The sequence below is a fragment of the Streptomyces sp. NPDC002513 genome (assembly GCF_053595355.1).
The window spans coordinates 1-19797 of the sequence record NZ_JBSFXK010000031.1 but is presented as its reverse complement, the minus strand read 5'-3'; the positions used below and the strand labels follow the sequence as shown (position 1 = coordinate 19797).

20 protein-coding genes, 1 pseudogene and 1 riboswitch are annotated in these 19797 nt (G+C 70.8%); of the genes and pseudogenes, 11 read left to right on the top strand and 10 right to left on the bottom strand.

Features of this window, described 5'->3' with window-relative positions; genetic code table 11:
* Positions 1-15 precede the first annotated feature (15 nt).
* Genes ACWD5Q_RS20760 through ACWD5Q_RS20750 form a run of 3 tightly spaced genes read right to left on the bottom strand, consistent with a single transcriptional unit; the run spans position 16 to position 2542 of the window.
* Entirely contained in the window at positions 16-1305 is a 1290-nt protein-coding gene (locus ACWD5Q_RS20760) for a bifunctional 3,4-dihydroxy-2-butanone-4-phosphate synthase/GTP cyclohydrolase II (RefSeq protein WP_451428490.1), read from the bottom strand.
* Positions 1302-1946: a nicotinamide riboside transporter PnuC gene (pnuC, locus tag ACWD5Q_RS20755; protein WP_451428489.1), complete on the bottom strand. Its 645-nt coding sequence runs from the start codon at positions 1944-1946 to the stop codon at positions 1302-1304. The genes ACWD5Q_RS20760 and pnuC overlap by 4 nt, the downstream gene beginning before the upstream one ends.
* Entirely contained in the window at positions 1943-2542 is a 600-nt protein-coding gene (locus tag ACWD5Q_RS20750) for a riboflavin synthase (protein WP_451428488.1), read from the bottom strand. The genes pnuC and ACWD5Q_RS20750 overlap by 4 nt, the downstream gene beginning before the upstream one ends.
* A 145-nt stretch (positions 2543-2687) precedes the next feature.
* A riboswitch (FMN riboswitch) is annotated at positions 2688-2818 on the bottom strand.
* Positions 2819-3153: 335 nt separating this feature from the next.
* Here ACWD5Q_RS20750 and ACWD5Q_RS20745 point away from each other — a divergent pair.
* Positions 3154-4038: an RNA polymerase sigma-70 factor gene (locus ACWD5Q_RS20745; protein WP_451428487.1), complete on the top strand. Its 885-nt coding sequence runs from the start codon at positions 3154-3156 to the stop codon at positions 4036-4038.
* Positions 4039-4126: 88 nt separating this feature from the next.
* Positions 4127-4885 (top strand): SDR family oxidoreductase, encoded by a 759-nt coding sequence (locus ACWD5Q_RS20740; RefSeq protein WP_451428534.1) that lies wholly within the window; start codon positions 4127-4129, stop codon positions 4883-4885.
* 32 nt (positions 4886-4917) lie between these two features.
* Here ACWD5Q_RS20740 and ACWD5Q_RS20735 read toward each other — a convergent pair whose 3' ends face one another.
* On the bottom strand, positions 4918-6285 hold the full coding sequence (locus tag ACWD5Q_RS20735; protein ID WP_451428486.1) for an ROK family transcriptional regulator: 1368 nt from the start codon (positions 6283-6285) through the stop codon (positions 4918-4920).
* A 134-nt stretch (positions 6286-6419) separates the two neighbouring features.
* Here ACWD5Q_RS20735 and ACWD5Q_RS20730 point away from each other — a divergent pair, with 134 nt between their 5' ends.
* Entirely contained in the window at positions 6420-7631 is a 1212-nt protein-coding gene (locus ACWD5Q_RS20730; protein ID WP_451428485.1) for an MFS transporter, read from the top strand.
* Here ACWD5Q_RS20730 and ACWD5Q_RS20725 read toward each other — a convergent pair.
* Both ACWD5Q_RS20725 and ACWD5Q_RS20720 read right to left on the bottom strand, forming a co-directional pair.
* Positions 7591-8064 carry an acyl-CoA thioesterase gene (locus ACWD5Q_RS20725; protein ID WP_451428484.1) on the bottom strand — a complete coding sequence of 158 codons (474 nt, stop codon included), beginning with the start codon at positions 8062-8064 and terminating at the stop codon, positions 7591-7593. The genes ACWD5Q_RS20730 and ACWD5Q_RS20725 overlap by 41 nt on opposite strands.
* A gap of 132 nt (positions 8065-8196) precedes the next feature.
* Positions 8197-9471 (bottom strand): alginate lyase family protein, encoded by a 1275-nt coding sequence (locus ACWD5Q_RS20720; protein ID WP_451428483.1) that lies wholly within the window; start codon positions 9469-9471, stop codon positions 8197-8199.
* Positions 9472-9687: 216 nt separating this feature from the next.
* On the opposite strand from ACWD5Q_RS20720, the gene ACWD5Q_RS20715 reads away from it, so the two are divergent.
* The 3 genes and pseudogenes from ACWD5Q_RS20715 (at position 9688) to ACWD5Q_RS20705 (ending at position 12262) form a co-directional block, all read left to right on the top strand.
* A complete protein-coding gene (locus ACWD5Q_RS20715; protein ID WP_451428482.1) occupies positions 9688-9861 on the top strand; it encodes a transposase domain-containing protein in 174 nt (57 codons plus the stop codon).
* 13 nt (positions 9862-9874) lie between these two features.
* Positions 9875-10645 (top strand): annotated as a pseudogene (locus ACWD5Q_RS20710) (transposase); the annotation flags it as partial.
* Between the two features lie 240 nt (positions 10646-10885).
* Positions 10886-12262, top strand: coding sequence for an IS1380 family transposase (locus ACWD5Q_RS20705; RefSeq protein ID WP_451428481.1), 1377 nt, complete (start codon positions 10886-10888; stop codon positions 12260-12262).
* A 175-nt stretch (positions 12263-12437) separates the two neighbouring features.
* Here the strand turns inward: ACWD5Q_RS20705 and ACWD5Q_RS20700 are convergent, their stop codons facing one another.
* Together ACWD5Q_RS20700 and ACWD5Q_RS20695 are read right to left on the bottom strand one after the other, a co-directional pair.
* Positions 12438-12869 carry a hypothetical protein gene (locus ACWD5Q_RS20700; RefSeq protein ID WP_451428480.1) on the bottom strand — a complete coding sequence of 144 codons (432 nt, stop codon included), beginning with the start codon at positions 12867-12869 and terminating at the stop codon, positions 12438-12440.
* Positions 12870-12919: 50 nt separating this feature from the next.
* Entirely contained in the window at positions 12920-13174 is a 255-nt protein-coding gene (locus tag ACWD5Q_RS20695) for a hypothetical protein (protein WP_451428479.1), read from the bottom strand.
* 439 nt (positions 13175-13613) lie between these two features.
* Here ACWD5Q_RS20695 and ACWD5Q_RS20690 point away from each other — a divergent pair, with 439 nt between their 5' ends.
* On the top strand, positions 13614-14093 hold the full coding sequence (locus ACWD5Q_RS20690) for a hypothetical protein (protein WP_451428478.1): 480 nt from the start codon (positions 13614-13616) through the stop codon (positions 14091-14093).
* Entirely contained in the window at positions 14090-14668 is a 579-nt protein-coding gene (locus ACWD5Q_RS20685) for a hypothetical protein (protein WP_451428477.1), read from the top strand. Before ACWD5Q_RS20690 ends, ACWD5Q_RS20685 begins: the two co-directional genes overlap by 4 nt.
* A gap of 625 nt (positions 14669-15293) precedes the next feature.
* On the opposite strand, the gene ACWD5Q_RS20680 is transcribed toward ACWD5Q_RS20685, so the two are convergent.
* Entirely contained in the window at positions 15294-15722 is a 429-nt protein-coding gene (locus ACWD5Q_RS20680; RefSeq protein ID WP_451428476.1) for a GntR family transcriptional regulator, read from the bottom strand.
* A 307-nt stretch (positions 15723-16029) separates the two neighbouring features.
* Between ACWD5Q_RS20680 and ACWD5Q_RS20675 the strand changes: the two genes are divergently transcribed.
* From ACWD5Q_RS20675 to ACWD5Q_RS20665, 3 genes are read left to right on the top strand one after another with little or no spacing between them, the layout of a single operon-like run.
* The gene (locus ACWD5Q_RS20675) at positions 16030-17739 is read left to right on the top strand and encodes a replication initiator (RefSeq protein WP_451428475.1); all 1710 of its coding nucleotides are present in this window, start codon (positions 16030-16032) and stop codon (positions 17737-17739) included.
* Positions 17736-17927, top strand: a complete 192-nt coding sequence (locus tag ACWD5Q_RS20670) for a helix-turn-helix domain-containing protein (protein ID WP_451428474.1) — start codon at positions 17736-17738, stop codon at positions 17925-17927. The genes ACWD5Q_RS20675 and ACWD5Q_RS20670 overlap by 4 nt, the downstream gene beginning before the upstream one ends.
* Complete coding sequence (locus tag ACWD5Q_RS20665; protein ID WP_451428473.1) at positions 17927-19186, top strand: tyrosine-type recombinase/integrase; 1260 nt, start codon at positions 17927-17929, stop codon at positions 19184-19186. Before ACWD5Q_RS20670 ends, ACWD5Q_RS20665 begins: the two co-directional genes overlap by 1 nt.
* Before the next feature lie 217 nt (positions 19187-19403).
* Here the strand turns inward: ACWD5Q_RS20665 and ACWD5Q_RS20660 are convergent.
* Positions 19404-19797, bottom strand: a 394-nt coding sequence (locus ACWD5Q_RS20660) for a transposase (protein WP_451428472.1), incomplete at its 5' end; no start/stop codon positions are given.

Below are 19797 nucleotides of genomic sequence, written 5' to 3'. Positions count from 1 at the left end.
CTCCTCAGTGCTCTCTTACTGGTTGCCGCAGGCGGACACGGCGGTCGTGTCCAGCCAGGGCAGGTCGTGCCCCATCCGGTCCCGCTTGGTGCGCAGGTAACGGAGGTTGTGTTCGCCTGCCTGCACGGGCATCGGCTCCCGCTCGATGACCTTGAGGCCGTGCCGGGCCAACGCCTCGGTCTTGTCGGGGTTGTTGGTCATCAGCCGCAGGCTGCGCACGCCGAGGTCCGCCAGGATCTGGGCGCCGGCGGCGTAGTCACGGGCGTCGGCGGGCAGGCCCAGTTCCAGGTTGGCGTCCAGCGTGTCGCGGCCGCGCTCCTGGAGTTCGTAGGCGCGCAGCTTGGACATCAGCCCGATGCCGCGTCCCTCGTGGCCGCGCAGATAGACCACCACGCCCCGGCCCTCGGCCTGGATACGTTCCAGGGATGCCTCCAACTGGGGGCCGCAGTCGCAGCGCAGGGAGCGGAAGACGTCGCCGGTGAGGCACTCGGAGTGCACGCGGACCAGCACGTCCTCGCCGTCGCCGAGCTCGCCGTGGACGAGGGCCACGTGCTCGACGCCGTCGGCGGTCGACCGGTAGCCGAACGCCGTGAAGGTGCCGAAGGCGGTCGGCAGGCTGACCTCGGCCTCGCGGCGGACGGTGGGCTCGGCGGCACGGCGGTAGGTGATCAGGTCCTCGATGGAGATGATCGTCAGGCCGTGCTTGCGGGCGAACGGGACGAGTTCCGGCAGGCGCAGCATGTGGCCGTCCTCACCGGCGATCTCCACGATCACACCGGCGGGGCGCAGCCCCGCGAGCCGGGCGAGGTCGACGGCGGCCTCCGTGTGGCCGTTGCGGACGAGGACACCGCCGGGCCTGGCGCGCAGCGGGAAGACATGGCCGGGGCGGACGAAGTCGCCGGGGCCCGCCTCTCCCCCGGCGAGCAGCCGCAGGGTGGTGGCGCGGTCCGCGGCGGAGATCCCGGTGGTCACGCCGTGAGCGCCGGTCGCGTCGACGGACACGGTGAACGCGGTGCGCATCGACTCGGTGTTGTGGTCCACCATCTGGGGGAGTTCGAGGCGGTCCAGTTCGTCGCCCTCCATGGGGGCGCAGATCAGGCCGCGGCACTCGCTCATCATGAAGGCGACGATCTCGGGGGTGGCCTTCTCGGCGGCGATGACGAGGTCGCCCTCGTTCTCCCGGTCCTCGTCGTCGATGACCACGACCGGGCGGCCGGCCGCGATGTCGGCGATGGCCTGCTCGACGGGGTCGAGCGCGAAGTCCTCGATGTCATCCATGCGGTACAGGACCGGCGCGGTCGTCATGTGTGGGCTCCTTCCAGCACGGGCCGCGCGGCCTTGCGGGAGCGCTGCCACCAGTCGCGCATGCCCCACAGGACGAGCGCGCCGTAGAGGACGTAGACGAATCCGGAGAAGGCGAAGCCGTTCGCGAAGTTGAGCGGGACGCCGACGGCGTCGACGAGCAGCCAGGCGAACCAGAACTCGACCATGCCGCGCGCCTGGGCGTACATGGCGACGACGGTGCCGACGAAGATGTAGGCGTCGGGCCAGGGGTCCCACGACAGCGACGGGACGGCGGTGAACAGGCCCGCCACGGCGAGCGTGCCCACGGCCGCGGCGCCGGCCAGGGCGGCGCGCTCCCGCCAGGTGGCGAACCGTACGGTGATGTGGCCGTCGTCCGCCTGGCCCTTGCCGCGGTTCCACCGCCACCAGCCGTAGACGGCGACGACCATGACCACGATCTGCTTGCCGGCGCTGCCGGACAGATGGGCGGTCGCGAAGGCCGCGAAGAGGATGAGTCCGGACAGGAACTGGGTCGGCCAGCTCCATATCGAGCGCCGCCAGCCGAACACCAGGGCGACCAGACCGACGACGTTGCCGATCATGTCCGACCACTTGATGTGCTGGCCGAAGAGGACGAAGGCCTCGGAGTTGAGCCAGTTCACCGGGTGGCCCCGTTCTCCAGCAGCCGCTCGACGTACTTGGCGACGACGTCGACCTCCAGGTTGACCGGGTCGCCGGGCTGCTTGTGGCCGAGCGTGGTCAGGGCGAGGGTGGTGGGGATGAGGCTGACGGTGAAGTGGTCGGGCCCCGCGTCGACGACGGTGAGGCTGATGCCGTCGACGGTGACGGAGCCCTTCTCGACGACGTAGCGCGAAAGCTCCGCGGGCAGCGCGACCTTGACGATCTCCCAGTTCTCGGAGGGCTTGCGCTCCAGCACCGTACCGGTGCCGTCGACGTGGCCCTGCACGATGTGCCCGCCGAGGCGCGCGCCGACGGCGGTGGGGCGTTCGAGGTTGACCCGGGAGCCGACCGTGAGGGCGCCGAGGCTGGAGCGGTTCAGGGTCTCCGCCATGACGTCGGCGGTGAACTCGTCGCCCTCGTGCTCCACGACGGTGAGACAGACACCGTTGACGGCGATGGAGTCGCCGTGCCTGGCTCCCTCGGTGACGACGGGTCCGCGGAGCCGGAAGCGGGAGGAGTCGCCGAGATTCTCTACGGCGGTGACCTCACCCAGCTCTTCGACGATTCCGGTGAACACTTCCCGGGTCCTCCTGCCTCAGTAGGGCACGGACTCCGGGGCCTGTCGATGACGACAGCAGATACGGGCGAGGACACCGGGACGACGCCGGACAGAACCCGCCCTGAGGACGAGCCGGTACGGCGGCGGCATGGCTGCCCGCCCGCCGCGCACTGCCTCCCATCCGGACTTTAACCGTCGGTCCAGGAATTTCACCTGGTCAACCGATCGCTGGAAGCGACCGGGTCGCGGACTGTAACCGCCGGTTCGGACTTTCACCGACCCCGGAGTGCGCTGCTTTTGGTACAGGCCCAGTGTGCCACGCCCGATGCGCGGCCATGCGGGTGAACCGTTGTGCAGTGTCTCACATGTTCACATGCTGGACTTCCGGGATCCGCCGAGCGGGCCCCACCTCGCACGACGGGGCCGCACCGGCTCTCTCGCATCCCGGACAACACCCGTTCGGTCAACGGCACTTGACAAGTGGTCCATACCTATTGACGGTCCTGGTCTAGTCCTTTTAGTGTCGGCGGTCCCGGCGCGGCGCGCCGTCCCTGAACGGCCCGGCGGCGGTGACGGAGGCCCTTGCCCCGCCGCCGGGCTCCCACCCGGGCGTCTGGGAGGCTGTCGGCGTGACGCCGCACGCCGACGAGTTCGAGAGCCACCGCCCACGCCTGTTCGGCCTCGCCTACCGGATGCTGGGGTCCGCCCAGGAGGCGGAGGACACGGTGCAGGACGCGTATCTGCGCTGGAGCGCGACCGACCGGGAGGCCGTGGAACGGCCCGGAGCCTGGCTCGCCAAGGTCGTCACGAACCTCTGTCTCACCCGGCTCACCTCGGCCCGCGCCCGGCGCGAGGTGTACCCCGGGCCCTGGCTGCCGGAGCCCGTGGTCACCTCGGACGGCACACTCGGACCGCTGGAGTCGGCCGAACAGCGCGATGCCGTCTCGTACGCCCTCCTGGTCCTCCTGGAGCGGCTCACCCCCGCCGAGCGGGCGGTGTACGTCCTGCGCGAGGCGTTCGCGTACGGCTACCGGCAGATCGCGGAGGTGCTGGACCTCGGGGAGGCCAACTGCCGCCAGCTGTACCGCAGGGCGGCGCTTCGGCTGACCGCCGACGACACGCGGTTCGAGGCGGAACCCGAGCGCCGGGATCGGCTCGTGGAGTCGTTCCTGACGGCGGCCCGGGACGGTGATCTGGCCGGTCTGGAGACGCTGCTCGCGGCGGACGTGACCTGGTGGGGCGACGGAGGCGGCAAGGTCAGCGCGGCCCGGCGGCCGATCGAGGGGCGCGAGAAGGTCGTCCGGTTCCTGGCGGGCGGATTCCGGCGCTTCTTCGCACACGTCGGGTTCACGGTCGAGGAGGTCAACGGTGCGGCGGGGCTGGTGGCCCGGGACGGCGACCGGATCGTCGGGGTCGTCGCGATCGAGGTCCGCGGCGGGCTGGTCGCCCGGGTGCGGGCGGTGGTGAACCCGGACAAACTGGCGTTCGTGGAGCGGCAGCTCGGCCGCCTGTGAGGCTGTCACATTCGGCGGGTGCCGTCCGGTCATAGCGGCGAAGGGGCGTTCCAGGAGGGAGCGCCCCCGCGTGAAGGGACGCAACGGCATGACCACGATCCTGGTGACCGGCGGTACCGGAACCCTCGGCCGGCTCGTCACCGAACGGCTGCGGGCGGACGGCCACGAGGTGCGGGTGCTCGCCCGGCACACGCAGCCCTACGCCGTCGATCTGATCCGGGGTGGCAGCGGTCTGGAGGCGGCCGTCACGGGCGTCGACACCGTGGTGCACTGCGCGAGCACGCCCCGCGGGGGCGACGAACGGGCCGCCGCCCATCTGATCGAGGCCGCGCGCCGGGCGGGCGTGGCCCATCTCGTGTACATCTCGATCGTGGGGGTGGACGCGGTGCCGATCGGCTACTACAAGGCCAAGCACGCCGTCGAGCGGCAGATCCAGGAGTCGGGCCTGGGCTGGACGATCCTGCGCGCGACCCAGTTCCATGATCTGCTCGTACGGCTGCTCGAGGCCATGGGCAGGCTGCCGGTGCTGATGCTTCCGGCGGGGGTGAGCGACCAGCCCATCGCGGTGGCGGAGGTGGCGGACCGGCTGGCGGAGCTGGCGGCGAACGGGCCGGCCGGGCGGGTCGAGGACATGGGCGGCCCCGAGGTGCGGACGCTCCCGGACCTCGCCCGTGCCTGGCTGCGGGCGACGGGCCGCCGTCGCCCGGTCGTGACCGTGCCGGTCCCGGGCCAGGCCCTCCGCGCACTGCGCGCCGGTGGCCAGCTGACCCCCGGGAACGCGGTGGGCAAGGGCACGTTCGAGGAACACCTGGCGGCGCGGTACGGGGGCGGGTCGACGGCGCGCTGACCGGCGGGGCGGTCGCGGCGCCGCGGCTCCGGTCAGCGCGCCGGGGGCGCGAAGAGGTCGTCCTGCGCGCCGTCCCGCGCGGTCAGCAGCGCACCGCGCAGGACCGCGCCGCCGCCCAGCACACTCGCCCGCACCTCGGTCGGCAGCGGCGACATGCGGGCGAGCCGCTCCTGCACCCGCCCGGCGAGCGCCTGCCCGCCCGCCTGTCCGACCTCGCCGCCGAGCACCACACAGCCGGGGTCGAGGACGGCGGTGACGGACGCGGCGCCGATGGCGAGACGGTCGGCGAGGGCGTCGAGGAAGCCGGACGCGGAGTGCTCGTCCGGGGTGGCGTGCGGGGCGGCGTGCGGGCCTGCTCCGGCAGCCTCGCCCGCGGCGGCGGCGGCCCGGCCGGGACCGGCGTCCTGGCCTGCCCCGACACCCTGACCGGCCCCGGCACCCCGGCCGCCCCCGGCACCGTGGCTGTCACCGGCACCCCGACCGGCCCCGGCTTCCCGGCCCTCCACCGCCCGTACGGCCCAGCCGACCAGTGCGGCCGCAGCCGGGCCGTCCGCCTGACCCTGCGTCACCATCCCGTGGAGACCAGCCAGTTCAGCGATGGCCGCCGCTCCCACCAGGGAGTGGAAGCCCCCCTCGCAGCCCGACGCCGACGGCAGCGTCGCGGTGCCCGGCACCGGCAGGAAGCCGATCTCGCCGGTGCCGCCCGAGGCGCCGCGGCGCAGGGCGCCGTCCAGCACCACGGCCGCACCGGTGCCGTGCCCCAGCCACAGCAGCACGAAGGTGTCACGGTCCCGCGCGGCGCCCTCACACTGCTCGGCCAGCGCGGCGAGGTTGGTCTCGTTCTCCACGAGCACGCGCGCGGGCAGCCGCTCCTGGAGCGCGGTGACCAGACGGCGGTGCCATTCGGGCAGCCCGGTGGAATCACGCAGTTCCCCGGTGGCGGGGTCGATCAGTCCGGGTGCCCCGATCCCGATCGTGTGCAGCGATGCGGCACCGGCCTCCTTCACGGCGCGTTCCACCAGCGCCACGGCCTGTTCGACCGCGGGCCCCGTCCCGGTGTCGCCGCCGATGGGCGCCGACGCCTCGGCGAGGACTCCGCCGAGCAGATCGGACACGAGGACGGAGACGCCGCCGGTGCGCACGTCGAGGGCCGCGAGATGGGCACGGTCGGCGACGATCCCGTACAGCCGCGCGTTCGGACCGCGCCGCTGCTCGCCCGACTCCCCCACCACCGTGATCAGTCCCGCCGCGGCCAGCCGTTCGACGAGGTCGGCGACCGTGGGCCGGGACAGTCCGGTGAGCTGCTTCAACTGCCCGGCCGTCAAGGGGCCTTCCTGTTGCAGCAGACGCAGGGCGAGCCGGTCGTTGATGGCCCGGGCGGTGCTCGGGGATGCGGGCATGCCGGGATCCTTCCAGGTCGACGGGGCCGTTCGAGGGGCGGCTCCTTTCCCCGCCCTATCTATCAGGCAGGGTTCCTGATAGTTTACGCCCGCAGCGGGGCGGACACCTTGGGAGGGGCCCGAGAATGAGCGTGATGACCGACAGGGGTTCCACGCAGCGCGAGGTGAGGCGCGCCCGGTATGCCGTGGCCGCCGTGTTCGCCGTGCACGGCGCCGTCACCGGCTCGTTCGCGACCCGGGTGCCATGGATCCAGGACCACGCCTCGGTCAGCGCCGGCCAGCTGGGACTGGCGCTGGCGTTCCCCGCGCTCGGCGCGTCCGTCGCCATGCCGCTCGCGGGGGGCATCACCCATCGCTTCGGCGCCCGCACGGCCCTGCGCGGCCTGCTCGCCCTGTGGACGCTCTCCCTGGTCCTGCCGTCCCTCGCCCCGAACCTGCTCACCCTGTGCCCGGCGCTGTTCGTCTACGGCGCCGCGGCGGGCACATCGGACGTCGCGATGAACGCCCTCGGCGTGGAGGTCGAGAACCGGCTGGGCCGGTCGATCATGTCCGGACTGCACGGCATGTGGAGCGCGGGCGCCCTGTTGGGCTCGGCGGCCGGCACGCTCGCCGCGCACCTCGGCTCGGACGCCCGGGTGCATCACGCCCTGGCGTCCGCCGTACTGACTGTGCTGGGGCTGGTCGCCTGCACCTGGGTGCTCGACCTTCGGCCCACGGAGGACGAGGAGCCGCCGCCCCGGTTCGCGCTGCCGCCGAAGTCGGCGCTGCTGATCGGTGCCATCGGGTTCTGCGCGGTGTTCGCGGAGGGCGCGAGCCTGGACTGGTCCGCCGTGTATCTACGGCACCAGCTGGACACCTCCGCCGGGCTCGCCGCCGCGTGCACGACGGGCTTCACCCTCACCATGGCCGTCGCCCGGATCGCGGGTGACAAGGTGGTGGACCGTTTCGGCTCGGTGCGCACGGTGCGGGCGAGCGGCGTCCTGGCCGTCCTCGGGGGCCTGCTGATCGTGAGCGCGCGCCATCCGGCGGTGGCGATGGCCGGGTTCGCGCTGATGGGCCTCGGCATCGCGGTGGTCGTCCCCCTGTGCTTCGCGGCGGCGGGGCGCAGCGGACCGAACCCCAGCCAGGCGATCGCCGGCGTCGCGACCATCACCTACACCTCGGGGCTGGTGGCGCCGAGCGCGATCGGCGGACTGGCCCAGGCGACCAGCCTCGTGGTGTCGTTCGGCCTGGTGACGGTGCTGGCCTGCGGACTCGCCGCGTTCGCGGGGGTGCTGCGCGCGGGCGACCGGGACCGTCCGAGGATCAGCCGGCCGGACGCAGCAGTTCCCGGCCCACGGCCCTGAACCGCTCGCTCCACGACGTGGGGCGCAGCGTCGCCGCGTCGAGCCGGACGAGGACCCGGGTGCCGTGCGCGTACGTCACCGCTCCGTCGGCCGAGCAGAACCGGAACCCGTAGGTGAGGCCGGTGGTCCCGAGCCGCTCCAGCCACAGGTGCACGGCGTACGCGCCCGGCTTGCTCACCGGGGTCTCGTAACTGATCCGCAGCTCCTTGACGGCGTTACAGAAGTCGCCCGCCGCCTGCCAGTCGCCCTCGAAGCCGAAGCCCCGCTCGTGCCACAGCGCCGCCCAGGCCCGCTCGACCAGGACCGGATAGCGGGCGTTGTGGAGCAGCCCGAGTGCGTCCAGGTCGTCGAAGTGGACGGTGACGGGGATCAGCCGGCCGTACGACGGTACGGGCGCGGACTCGACCGGCGCGGGCTGGACTTCGGCGGTCACGGGCGGGGCTCCTCGACAGGGTCTGGAGAGGCGCTCGCGACAGTGCGGCGCTGGAACAGACCCATGGTAAGCGGTTGCTCAGCCGCCTACTCTCCAGGAGCCCGCCCGCGACGCGCCTCTCCCCCGGCGGTCTCAGCCCGCGATGGAATCCAGTTGCTCGGCGGCGGGACGCAGGGCCCACAGATCACCGCCGGGCGGGGCCTGAAGCAGGTGGACGGCCTGCGCGGCCCGGGCGTCGCCCGCGTCCGCGGCCGCGTGCACGACGTCCGTCGCCGCGTAGCGGTAGAACTCCAGCTCCGGATGGCTCCAGGACGCGGCACCGGTGGCGGCGGGCAGCAGATAGTCGACGGCCTTGAACAGGCTCTGCCCGTCCGGACCCTGGTAGGACCACAGATCCACGCCGACATGCCGTCCGATGGCCGCGAGCCGGGTGTACGCCACCAGGTCGAAGGTCGAATAGTGCCAGCTGCGCGTCCGGGCCAGTTCCTGCGGCTGACTGCCGTCCCCCGCGATCTGCGGGTCGATGCGCGCGGCGCGCGCGGCGAGGACGGTCCGCCGGGCGAGGTCCTTGTCGCCGGTCGCGTAGGCGAGGGCGGCGAGCTGCATGTCGTAGAAGGTGCCGTGGTTGTTCTTGGCGGCGCCCTCCTCCTTGCCGAAGGCGCTGTCCGTCAGCCAGGTACGGAAGGCGACGTTCCATTGCTGCATCGCGGTCCGGTCCGCCGTGGACCAGCCCGGAGCGCCGGTGTTCAGAAGGGCGATCGCGTCGAGGACGCTGGTGTAGGACTGCGAGAAGTCGATGATGCCGATGGCGCGGCCGTCGTACTTGCACGGGATGAACTGCCCGTGGTCCAGGTTGGGGTTCATCCGTGTCGCCGGGTCGAGGAACCAGGTGCGCAGGACCTGGGCGGCCTTCTGGGCGTACTGCTTTTTGCCGGTGTAGTACCACGCGAGCGAAAGGTCGTAGGACGAGTCGAAGACCTTCTCCACGTCCTGGCGGTCCGTTCCGCTGTCGACCTCGGGGTTGCGCTGCCCGTCGCGCTGCACATAGGGGCAGCCCCAGGGGTTGTCCGCGGTCTTCGGCTGCGTGGGCCACCAGTAGGGGGCCTGGCTGAGGTAGTCGTGGACGTCCCCGCCGGGCGCGGGCTTCGGTTTGTCGACCACCGTCCACGGCCCCTGGCCCAGCCAGGCGTCGGCGCGCGCGGTCAGGCTCCTGAGCGCACTCCGCAGCCCGGGGTCCCCATCGTCGAGGCGGAGTCTGGTCTGCTGCAACCGGGCTCCGTCGAGGACGGCGGTCGCGGGGACGTTCGGGGCCGCGTGGGCGGAGGCGGCCGGTACGCCGGCGACCGCGACGGCCGCGAAGGCGGTCGCCGCTGCCAGCAGGGCGGCCAGGCGGGATCGTGCACTCATCAAGGCTCCGATCATCTATGTGAACGCAGTTCATGAGTGGGACCGTGTGAGCGTAGGACCGCCTGGTCCCCCTGACAATGGTTCGGACAGTTCTTCACGTACAGAGAAAGAGAAGCTTCACCGTGGACCTTGGCGTGCGCTGGAAGCTGCACGGTGACGGGCGTGCGTCCAACCTCGTTCGATTAGTTGATCTTGATCAGGTAGAGCCTGGGACTCGTGCCAAGTGATCATGTTGCTGGCGGGAGCCACCCGGAGCGGCTGCGGTTGGGGCTGCTCACGCGTACCTTCACGCCCGAGTTGGTGGACCTGGCGGTCGAGGAGGCGGGGGCGCGGGAGGAGCGGACACGGTCGCTGCCTTCGACGCTGATTCGACTCCTTCGCGGCCGGTGAGCGCACCCTCGCCCGGAGGCTGCTGCCCCACTTGGCCCCGGGGATGCTGCTGATGGCCGACCGGGGCTTCCCGGCGTACGGCCTGTGCACCGCCGCGGCGGCAACGGGAACCCAACTCCTGTGGCGTGTCTCGGAGTCCTACCGCCTCCCGCTGGTCGAGGTCCTTCCCGACAGCACCTATCTGAGCGAACTGCGCGGCAGGCGCAAGAGCGAGCGGATGCCGGTACGGGTCATCGAGTACACGGTCACCACGACCACCCTCGGCGAGGACGGCGCCACCGAACAGACCTCCGAGCTGTTCTGCCTGATCACCACACTGCTCGACCCCGCCCAGGCGCCGGCCGACGAACTCGCCGAGCTGTACGCCGCCCGGTGGACCAGCGAAACGATCTACAAGAACATCAAGATCGAGCGGCGCGGCGGGCGGAGCGCAACCCTGCGCTCGAACAGCCCCGCCCTCATCGAGCAGGAACTGTGGGCCATGCTCTGCGTCTACCAGGCCCTGCACCACCTGACCGCCGACACCGCCCACCGCGCCGGCCTGCCCGTGACGCACATCAGCTTCAAGAACGCCCTCGCCGCCGTCCGACGCACCGTCGGGACGGACTTTCCCCCCTCGGAAACAGGCCGCCAAGCTCGCATCGGTGTAACCGCCACCATCTATGCCCACGTCCACCTCCGCCTCCAACGCCAGGCCATCGACCTCCTCGGACACGCACTCGGCGACCGGGCCGAGGGCGACGCCGGAGACGATCCGCCGCCTTGTGCAGCACCCGTCCGCTGACGTTGCCGTCAACTACTGCCGTCAGACATGCCTGTGGCCCCACCGGCGGGGCCACAGCCTTTCTTGAGGAAACGCCCCAGGTCGCCAAACCAAGAGGCACGCAGACAAAAAAGCATTAACCTCGGGCTTTCACGTAGGGGCCGTCCGAGGGTTGATCAAATAAGCGAAGAGTGCCTCTGACCTGGGACGATAGGGCTTGTCGAAGGTCCTGGTCGTCGTCAAGAGAGAAGCACTCCCCGGGTGAAGAAGCGTAGCGGGTCGTACCCGCCTGTCCGAGTCGAGGGCAACGGCCGTGCGGTGGTCTCGCAGGCCGGTGCGGTCCTGCTGGTGGAGACGGTCCGCAAGAGCGGTGTGGATGCTGCGTTGTCGGCGGCGCTGGCGCCGTGGTGCAAGCCGCGGGCGGTGCACGACCCAGGCAAGATCCTGCTGGACCTTGCGCTCGTGACCGCCCTGGGCGGGGACTGCCTGGCCGATATCACGATGCTGCGGGCCGAACCGGCCCTCTTCGGGCCGGTGGCCTCCGACCCGACTGTCTCCCGCCTGGTCGACACGCTTGCCGCAGCGGGCTCTGGGGCGCTGGCCGCCGTCCGCACCGCACGGGCCGAAGTCCGCGACCATATCTGGCAGTTGGCCGGGCCCGATGCTCCGAACGCCGACGGGCAGGTGATCGTGGACATCGACGGCGTGCTGGTGCTGGCCCACTCCGACAAGGAGGACGCCACACGGACCTGGAAGAAGACCTATGGGCATCATCCGCTCATGGCATTCGTCGACCATGGACGCGGCGGCACCGGAGAGCCGGTCGCCGGGCTGCTGCGGCCGGGCAGGGCAGGCAGCAACACCGCCGCCGACCACATCGAGACCACCCGCATGGCGCTGGCCCAACTACCGAAGAAGTTCCGGCGCGGTCGGCGCACCCTGATCCGCACCGACTCAGCCGGCGGCACCCACACGTTCCTCGACTGGCTCACCGCGCGCGGCCGGTGGCTGTCGTACTCGGTCGGCATGACCATCACCGAGCAGATCCATCAGGCAGTGCTGAAGATCCCCGCCTCTGTGTGGACGCCGGCCGTCGAACCCGGCGGCGAGATCCGTGACGGTGCCTGGGTCGCCGAACTCGCCGGAGATGTACTGGACGGCTGGCCGCAGGGCATGCGGCTGATCGTCCGCAAGAAACGCCCGCATCCCGGCGCCCAGTTGCGTTTCACCGATGCCGACGGCATGCGCCTGACGGCGTTCGCCACCAACACCCAGGACGCCGCGATCGCGGCGCTGGAACTGCGGCACCGCCAGCGGGCCCGCGCCGAGGACCGCATCCGCGCCGCCCGCGCCACCGGCCTTACCAACCTGCCTCTCCACGACACCGCGCAGAACCGCATATGGCTGGAGATCGTCCAGATCGCTCTCGACCTGCTGGCCTGGATGCCGATGCTCGCCCTGACCGGCTCCGCCCGGTTGTGGGAACCCAAGCGCCTGAGGCTGCGGCTGTTCTCCGCTGCCGCCCAACTCGCCACCACAGGCCGGCGCCGCATCCTCCGCCTCGCGAAGCGCTGGCCCTGGACCGACGTAATCACCGAAGCCTTGCAACGGCTCACGGTCCTGCCGAACCCTGGCTGACCAGCAGCTTCCCGTCCCTACGAGCAGTTACCACCCGGCCGGAGCCGTGGAACCCGGCGCCCACCCGACGCGACAGCCGGGCCGCAGACCTGCCCGTGATCAGCCCGAATGACCAAAACGGCCTGCCAGAGAACCTGACGGACTGTCACGAAAGATCGAGGTTAAGCAGGGCACCCTACTGCGGCGAACTCTTGGCGTCCCGAAGGACATCCACAGCACGGCTTAGGGCTTCAGAAAGTTCTTGACTTCGCAGCTGGATCGACTTGCGGACTTCCGAATGTTCACCCTGACTCGAAGTAGCATCCTGAAATCTCTGCCAAGACTCATATACGAGCCGAGTTTGCTCGCGAGCAAGACCAGAAAACCGAGCCAGCTGTCGCGCATCCTTTCCCGACGCTTTCGCATCGCGAAGGAACCATAGATTATACAGCGAATACTCGGCAACGAAGCCGCCTACAAGTACGCGGACTTCGTTGCTCAAAATGTCGCACGACAGCATCTTGATCGCGAGGTTAATCGCGACGGGCCTCACCGGCCCACGCAATTCCTCGGGCGGATCCCAAATGGGCAGCTCATCGAGCCAGTCCCATCCCTCCGGCCATGCCATGCCCAACCTCCCTGACCCTTGGCCTATGTGACAGCCGCGGCTGCACAATACTACCCATGACGTCTGATTAGCCATCTGAGCGCACTGTTTGTATCCAAGGGAATATCGGAAATACCACCAGCCCTCAGCACCTGCGCGCAGTAGGTGACGCAGCTCTGATCTTCTAGGTCGTAGCTTGGATAGACGCCTCTAGCGGTCTTTGCCATCTGAACCTCGGCATAGGCCATGGCAGCTTCGGGATTAGGCAGCGGAATCCGGACGTTAATCGTCGTGGGAGAAAGCGTCGCCGGATCGAACGTCGACACTCCATTCTCCGGATTTCCCACTCCGCCAAATTGCTCAGTGCTTAGAACTTCGTCCCCGGACCTAATCGTAATGAGCGCGTGCGCCGCGGGCCGATCCAAATGGACGGTCGCTTCACCTGCTGGAGTCCCCTCGCCGTTCTCGCCGTCGGGTCCACAGGAATTATGAACCAAGATCGGGACGCCGCCCGCCAGCACATAGTACGTGTGCTACGCGACCCTCCCCACCTGCGTTTTCGCAGGTCAACGGCGATTCGGCAGTCCGCTGACGTCCGTGGAAGTGCGGTGGTGTCGGGTCCGGTTGCCGTCAGCGTTGCCGTCAGAGGTGTAGACCTATTGCCGCTCGGATCGCACGGCAGTGATCGCGATCATTTCCTTGTCGAGCAGCGCCCGGACCGCGATCCGCTACCCGAGCCAGGACATCCGAGCTACTGTGGATGTCATGACGACGGCCTACGAGGACGTGCCCTTCAGCGAACTGCTCCACCACCCCGCTGCCACTGCCCGGCGTCTGGACGCGGTCCGCGCACTGCGCCTGCGCCGACGCGACGCGGGCGACCTGGCGCTCATTCGGGCCGACCAGCTGGAGCAGGACTCCACCGTGGTCGACTTCACCGCGCGCCTGCTCGCAGCGCTGGTCCGTACCGAGAACACCGCCGCACTGCGCCAGGCCCTGCCTGATGCTCTGCCCTGGTCGGTCTTCCTCCCGGAGGACGACGTCGAGGCGATGCTGGGCGAGCTCGTGGACACTGCCCGCGGGGCTGCTGCGCTGGAGAACTTGGCTCCCATCGCGCTGCTGCTGGCCCAGTGGCGGCACAGTGCCGAGATCTACGCCGACCCAGCCCTGCACGACTTCCTCACCCGCGAGCCCGACGGCGACCTCGGCCCTGTCCCCGTACCCGAAGGCGAGACCACCGAGTGAGCCCCAAGCGCGGTGACCGCGCGGCCCCACCCCCGATCGGCGACGAATTCGACCTACGCTTCGCCAACACCGAGGCGGCCAACGGCTGGGACCACCTCTCCCGCCACGCCGCAGGCAACCTCCGTCGCGCCTTCGACAAGATCCGATCCGCCCCGCGGGCCGCCGACGACCCCGAGCGCCACCATCGCCTCAAGGGCAAGCTCGGCTCTACGGTCTGGAAGGGGCAGACGCTGGAGCGCTGGCAGTACGAGGTCACCGGCGGCGGCCGCATCTGGTACCTGGTCGACGACGCCGACCGCACCGCAGCTGTTGGCGCGACCTTGGGCCGGCGGCCTGCCCGATCCCGGGCCCCGACCTGGGCAGGTGGGCGGTCCGGGGGCTTTCAGCGGCTGGGCGCTCGATTACCGGGGCGGCCCTCGGCCGGCGTGCGGCGGGGCTGGTGCGTCGGTCAGTCTGGCAGCGCGGGACCGGGGCGGGAGGCGATCCGGTCGACGGCGAGTGGCCGGGAGCTTCGCTCCCCTGCCGGAGGAGACGCCATCCACCCACCCGATGGTGAGCCCGGCGAGGCACGTTGACGGTCGACCCCCTGGGTCGGCCCTCTTCCCGTTGGTTAGCCCGTTGGGATATCCAACGGGCTAACTTGCCGACGCACCAGCAGCCAGGTTGTGGTCGGCCCGGTCGCCCTGCCGGTCGCCTGATGCTCAGTCCGCTTCCGCCTGGACTGACATGCGTCCGCCGGCCCGGCGGTGGGCCGGCCTCGACGGGCGGCGGTCACCGCAGAGGAGTCGCACGTCCGGACGCCGGACGGGAACGGGTCCGCCGCTCAGCAGGTGGCCGGGAGCTTCGCTCCCCGCCGGAGGTAAACGCCAGCCACCGCCCCCGGTGAGCTGACGTGACGGGCGGAAGGTCGGCTCCCTGGCCGGCCCTTGCCTGCGATCCGGCCGTAGGACGGTCGTAGGCGACAACTTGCTGTGCGACGCGCGAGGGCTCCACGCCCACAACATGCGTCTGGCGACACCAGATTGGGCCCAGCTCGCGCCTGGGTCCGGCCGTCTACCGGCGCCTCGCGCAGACCTCGGCTACTTGCCCGACGGTGGGTCAGTCGGCAATGTTCGGCCAGCTCCGGCGGGCGCGGCCCGCCTTGAACCTCGTAGAGAAAATCTGAACGCACAGCCCTGACCTGCGTCCCGGCACGGCGGGTCAGCGACCCGGCCCGCCGCTGCCCACCTCCAGAACCTCTACGCGGCCACGAAGGTCGGCAATCTGCTGGACAGCCTCGGCCAGCGCCAGCTCCAACGCCTCGACGCGGGCAGTCGTCCCGCCGACGGGGGCGGTCGCCTCCGGGCTGTCGAGGTCATCGGCGTCGTCGGGGTGGGCGACGAAGGCGCCCTTGCCGGGGCGGGAGACTGCCCACCCGTCCTGCTTCAGCAGGGTCATGGCCTTCTGCACGGTCAGGCTCGCTGCCCCGAACTCCCGCATCAGCACGGCCTGCGTCGGCAGCGCGTCACCCGGCCGCAGTCCGCCGGAGCGGATCCGCTCGCGCAGGGTCTCGGCGATGACCTCGAACGTCAGCCGCACCCCGTCGCCCGCCGGCCTGCGCCCGCGCCTCGCCACCACCACGCCGGTCACCCCCGCTTTCCACGCCCTCTACCAGCGAAATCCGGCCCGTCCAAACCAGGAAACCGGCCCCACACTACCTGCGCCCCACCACCTACCAGAAAGGAATCAGGAGGGATGCACTTGAATGCGCCCGTGAGGCGATGTTAACGTCACGCACCCGCCGGTGATCACCACCGCGCCCTGCCGACCAGCCCCTTGGTCCGGCCCCGCGCCCAACTCCGAGGCGCCCGTTCCCCTGTGAGCCGATCACTTCGGCCTGCTCACGCCGCCCCGCGCCGTACCGCTTCCGCGCTCCCGCCGAAAGGCTCCTTTCCGCATGCCCGCACAGCTCCCACTCCCGTACCCCGCGTCCGTTCCAGCCACCTCACGTCCCTCGTCGTCGACGTTCACGACGCCGACCCGCCCAGCGGACGCCACCGCCTCAGCGGCGGCAGGGCGGTCGGCGCTGGAGCGGCGCGCCAGGCTCACCGCCAAGCTGGCGAAGCTCGCCGCCACCGGCCAACTCGCATCCCTCGCACGACAGATAGCCGGACTCGGCGGCTGCGCGCACCCGATCCGCCTCACCGGGCACCGCACCCGACTCGACAGCGCGACCGGCGAGATCCTCGACCGCTTCGACTCCGGCCGGCTCCCGGCGGGCGAATTGCTGGTCCGCTGTGGCAACCGCCGCGTCACCCGCTGCCCCGCCTGCTCCACTGTCTACCGCTACGACACCTACCAACTCATCGCCGCCGGACTGCGCGGCGGCAAGACCGTCCCCACCAGCGTCTCCGCCCACCCCCGCGTGTTCGCCACCCTCACCGCACCGGGCTTCGGGCCCGTCCACAACCAGCCCGACACCGGCCGCTGCCACTGCGGCCAGATCCACCCCGACGACGACCCACTCCTCGGCACCCCGCTCGATCCCGAGCGCTACGACTACGCGGGCGCGGTGCTGTGGAACGCGCACGCCCCGGCCCTGTGGGCACGCTTCACCACTCACCTGCGGCGGGAGATCGCGAAGGCGGCGGGGCTGACGCAGCGGGACCTGCGGCACCACGCCACCCTGTCGTACGCCAAGGTCGCCGAGTACCAGAAACGGGGCCAGGTCCACTTCCACGCCGTCATCCGGCTCGACGGACCCACCGGCCCCGGCAGTACCCCGCCCGCCTGGGCCACCGTCCAGCTCCTCGACCACGCCGTCCGCGCCGCCGCCACACGCACCCGTGTCCACCACGAGGGCGAACCGCCGAGGCCACCGCAGCCCGCCGGGCACATCCCCGTCTCCCCTCCGCAAGCCTCAGATCGGGCAGGGCGGCTGGTGTTCCGGTTCGGGCGGCAGATCGACGTCCGCGCGATCCGCAGTACGGACTTCACCGGCGGCGGCCCGGTCACCGAGCGGCACGTCGCCGCCTACATCGCCAAGTACGCCACCAAGGGCGCCGAGACCACCACCGGCACCCTCGACCGCCGCCTCCGCCTCCTCGCCGAACTCGCCACCCACGACATCACCGACCACGCCCGCCGCATGATCCACACAGCCTGGCACCTCGCCACCAACCGCCGGCACGCCCACCTCCGACTGCGGCAATGGGCCCACATGCTCGGCTTCCGAGGCCACTTCTCCCCCCGCACCCGCCACTACTCCACCACCCTCGCCCACCTCCGAGCCGAACGTACCGCCTGGCGAACCGGTCAACCTGATCCCCAGACCCCAGCCCCAACGTTGGCTGAGCCGCAGGCCGGCCAGACGGACGGCAGTCCGGTCGATGACTGCGCCGGACACCCCACTGACCTGGCCCCCGGTCACCGCAACATCGCCGGTCAGCGCGTGGGCTCGGACACGACGCTGGTCATCTCCCACTGGCAGTACGCCGGAACCGGCCTCCTGCCCGAACTCGAACACCTCGCCAACCTCCTGGCCGCGACGCGACAGCCCCGACCCGAGCAAACGACCCGAACCCGGCGCTCGGAACACTCTGGTGACCGCGCCGGTCACTCCACTGATCGGCTGACCAGCGCTGCCCGGGCGGGGGCCGTCACGTGACCGTCGGCACGGAACTCCTCACCGTTCCCCAGGTCATGGAACGCCTCCAACTCGGCCGCACCGCCGTCTACGACCTCATCCGCACCCACCAACTCACCTCCCTCACCCTCGGCCGAGCCCGCCGCATCCCCGCCCACGCCCTCACCGACTTCATCCGCACCCGCCTCGACCAGGAAGCCGCCGCCTGATGACCACGCCCCGCGACACCCCCGCCTCCCGCCGCACCCGCGCCAACGGCGACGGAACCGTCTACCAGCGAAAAGACCGCCGCTGGGAAGCCGCCGGATACGTCCTCGCCCCCGGCAACACCCGCAAACGCGTCCGCGTCTACGGCAACTCGCGCACGGAGGCACTGGCCAAACTGACCGAGAAAATCGCCAGCAGCAACCGCGGCATACCCGCCGTCACCGCCCAGGGCAGCGTCGCGGCCTTTCTGACGTACTGGCTGGAGAACGTCGCGGTGCACCACCTCCGCGAGACCACCCACACCCGCTACACCGCCGTCGTGCACCAGCACCTCATACCGGGCCTCGGCCGGAAGAAGCTCGCCAAGCTCACCGCCAAGGACGTCCGCACCTGGCTCAACGACCTGCGGACCGTCTGCCAGTGCTGCGCACGCGGCACCGACGCCCGACGCGACCCCAACGCCCAAGCCAGCCGCCGCCCGCGCTGCTGCGCACTCGGCCAGTGCTGCCGCAAACGGCTCTCCCCACTCACGCTCGCCTACATCCACTCCGTGCTCAAATCCGCCTTGGAGCACGCCGTCCGCGAGGAAGAGATCCCGCGCAACGTCGCTCGCAACGTGCGCACCGGCACACCCCGACCCCGCCGCTTCAACCCCCTCACCGCCGACGAAGCCCGGCAGTTCCTCGCCGCCGCCCAAGGGCACCGGCTCGCCGCGCTGTTCGAGCTGGCGCTTCGTACCGGGTTGCGCAAGGGCGAACTCCTCGGGCTGCGCTGGGAAGATCTCGACCTCGACGGCGGCACCGCCAGCATCCGCCGCACCCTTCAGCGCACCCGCAGCAGCGGCCTGGCAGGACTGCCGACCAAGACCATCAGCTCCGAGCGCCGCATCGCCCTGCCGGCCTCCTGCGTCACCTCGCTGCGTGCTCACCACGCCCAGCAGGAGCCGCAGGAGACGGAGCAGGCTGGTGCGGGCTGGCGGGCCAGTGGCTACGTCTTCACGCGCCCGGACGGGCACCCGATCGAGCCCGCCACGCTCACCCGGCACTTCAACACCCTGCTCCGCGATGCCCACCTGCGGCTGATCCGGTTGTTGAGTCGGCCCGGGGCGCGGTGCCGGGATTGCTCCCGGTCCGTTTCCCCGGGCCGCTCGCCGAACCCGCCGTACCGATCTCTCGGTAACGGGCTCTCCACGGTGTCTGTCGTCAGGCAGTGGCGGGCCAGGGGGTTGGGATCTTGTTGCCCCGATAGGTGTAGCGGGTGACCGCCACCTTCTCGATCCGGAAGAACTCGACCCCGCCTCGTTGTTTCACGGCGGTAGCCGGTTGATCTTGCGTCCGTGATGTCGCGTTGATTCCTGTCCGGGGACGGTGCCGGTCAGGGGTGCGCGTCGGCTGACGTGCCGGATGACGCCGGGTTCCACGGGCCCGGGGCCTGCTGGTGGCCCTCCTCTCGGCGCTCGATGTGATCGTTCGTACTGGTCAGGTGGGGTGTGGCAGAGCGAGGATGCGCCGGAAGGCGCGGATGATGATGTCGGCCCAGGGCCAGGTGTCGGGAAGTTTCAGGCGTCGTTTCCGTTGGCCGCGGACGAGGCGGGCGGGCACGTGGAGGACGCGGTAGCGCAACGTCTTCGGAGTGGCCCTTGTCATCTCGCCGTCCAGGGCGAGGAGTTGGAACCAGCAGCGGAGATCGGCGGCGAGGGTGGCGGCGGTGAGCCAGGCGGCGTTGACGTTCAACTCGCGCGAGGGCAGCAGGCCGATCCCGGAGGCCTTCTGATCGCGGATCTTGGGCTCGACCCTGGCGTGCTTGCGGTGCCGGCCGTCCAAGTGGGCGATCTGCCCCCGGCGATGGTTGGTCGCGAAGGTCTGGTAGCGC

Bases quoted from the DNA above. Each gene is read 5' to 3' on its own strand.
- ACWD5Q_RS20720 (WP_451428483.1), bottom strand. From the start codon at position 9,471: ATGAGTGCACGATCCCGCCTGGCCGCCCTGCTGGCAGCGGCGACCGCC.
- ACWD5Q_RS20730 (WP_451428485.1), top strand. From the start codon at position 6,420: ATGACCGACAGGGGTTCCACGCAGCGCGAGGTGAGGCGCGCCCGGTAT.
- ACWD5Q_RS20675 (WP_451428475.1), top strand. From the start codon at position 16,030: ATGCCCGCACAGCTCCCACTCCCGTACCCCGCGTCCGTTCCAGCCACC.
- ACWD5Q_RS20665 (WP_451428473.1), top strand. From the start codon at position 17,927: ATGACCACGCCCCGCGACACCCCCGCCTCCCGCCGCACCCGCGCCAAC.
- ACWD5Q_RS20735 (WP_451428486.1), bottom strand. From the start codon at position 6,285: ATGCCCGCATCCCCGAGCACCGCCCGGGCCATCAACGACCGGCTCGCC.
- ACWD5Q_RS20700 (WP_451428480.1), bottom strand. From the start codon at position 12,869: ATGGCATGGCCGGAGGGATGGGACTGGCTCGATGAGCTGCCCATTTGG.
- ACWD5Q_RS20740 (WP_451428534.1), top strand. From the start codon at position 4,127: ATGACCACGATCCTGGTGACCGGCGGTACCGGAACCCTCGGCCGGCTC.
- ACWD5Q_RS20690 (WP_451428478.1), top strand. From the start codon at position 13,614: ATGACGACGGCCTACGAGGACGTGCCCTTCAGCGAACTGCTCCACCAC.
- ACWD5Q_RS20760 (WP_451428490.1), bottom strand. From the start codon at position 1,305: ATGACGACCGCGCCGGTCCTGTACCGCATGGATGACATCGAGGACTTC.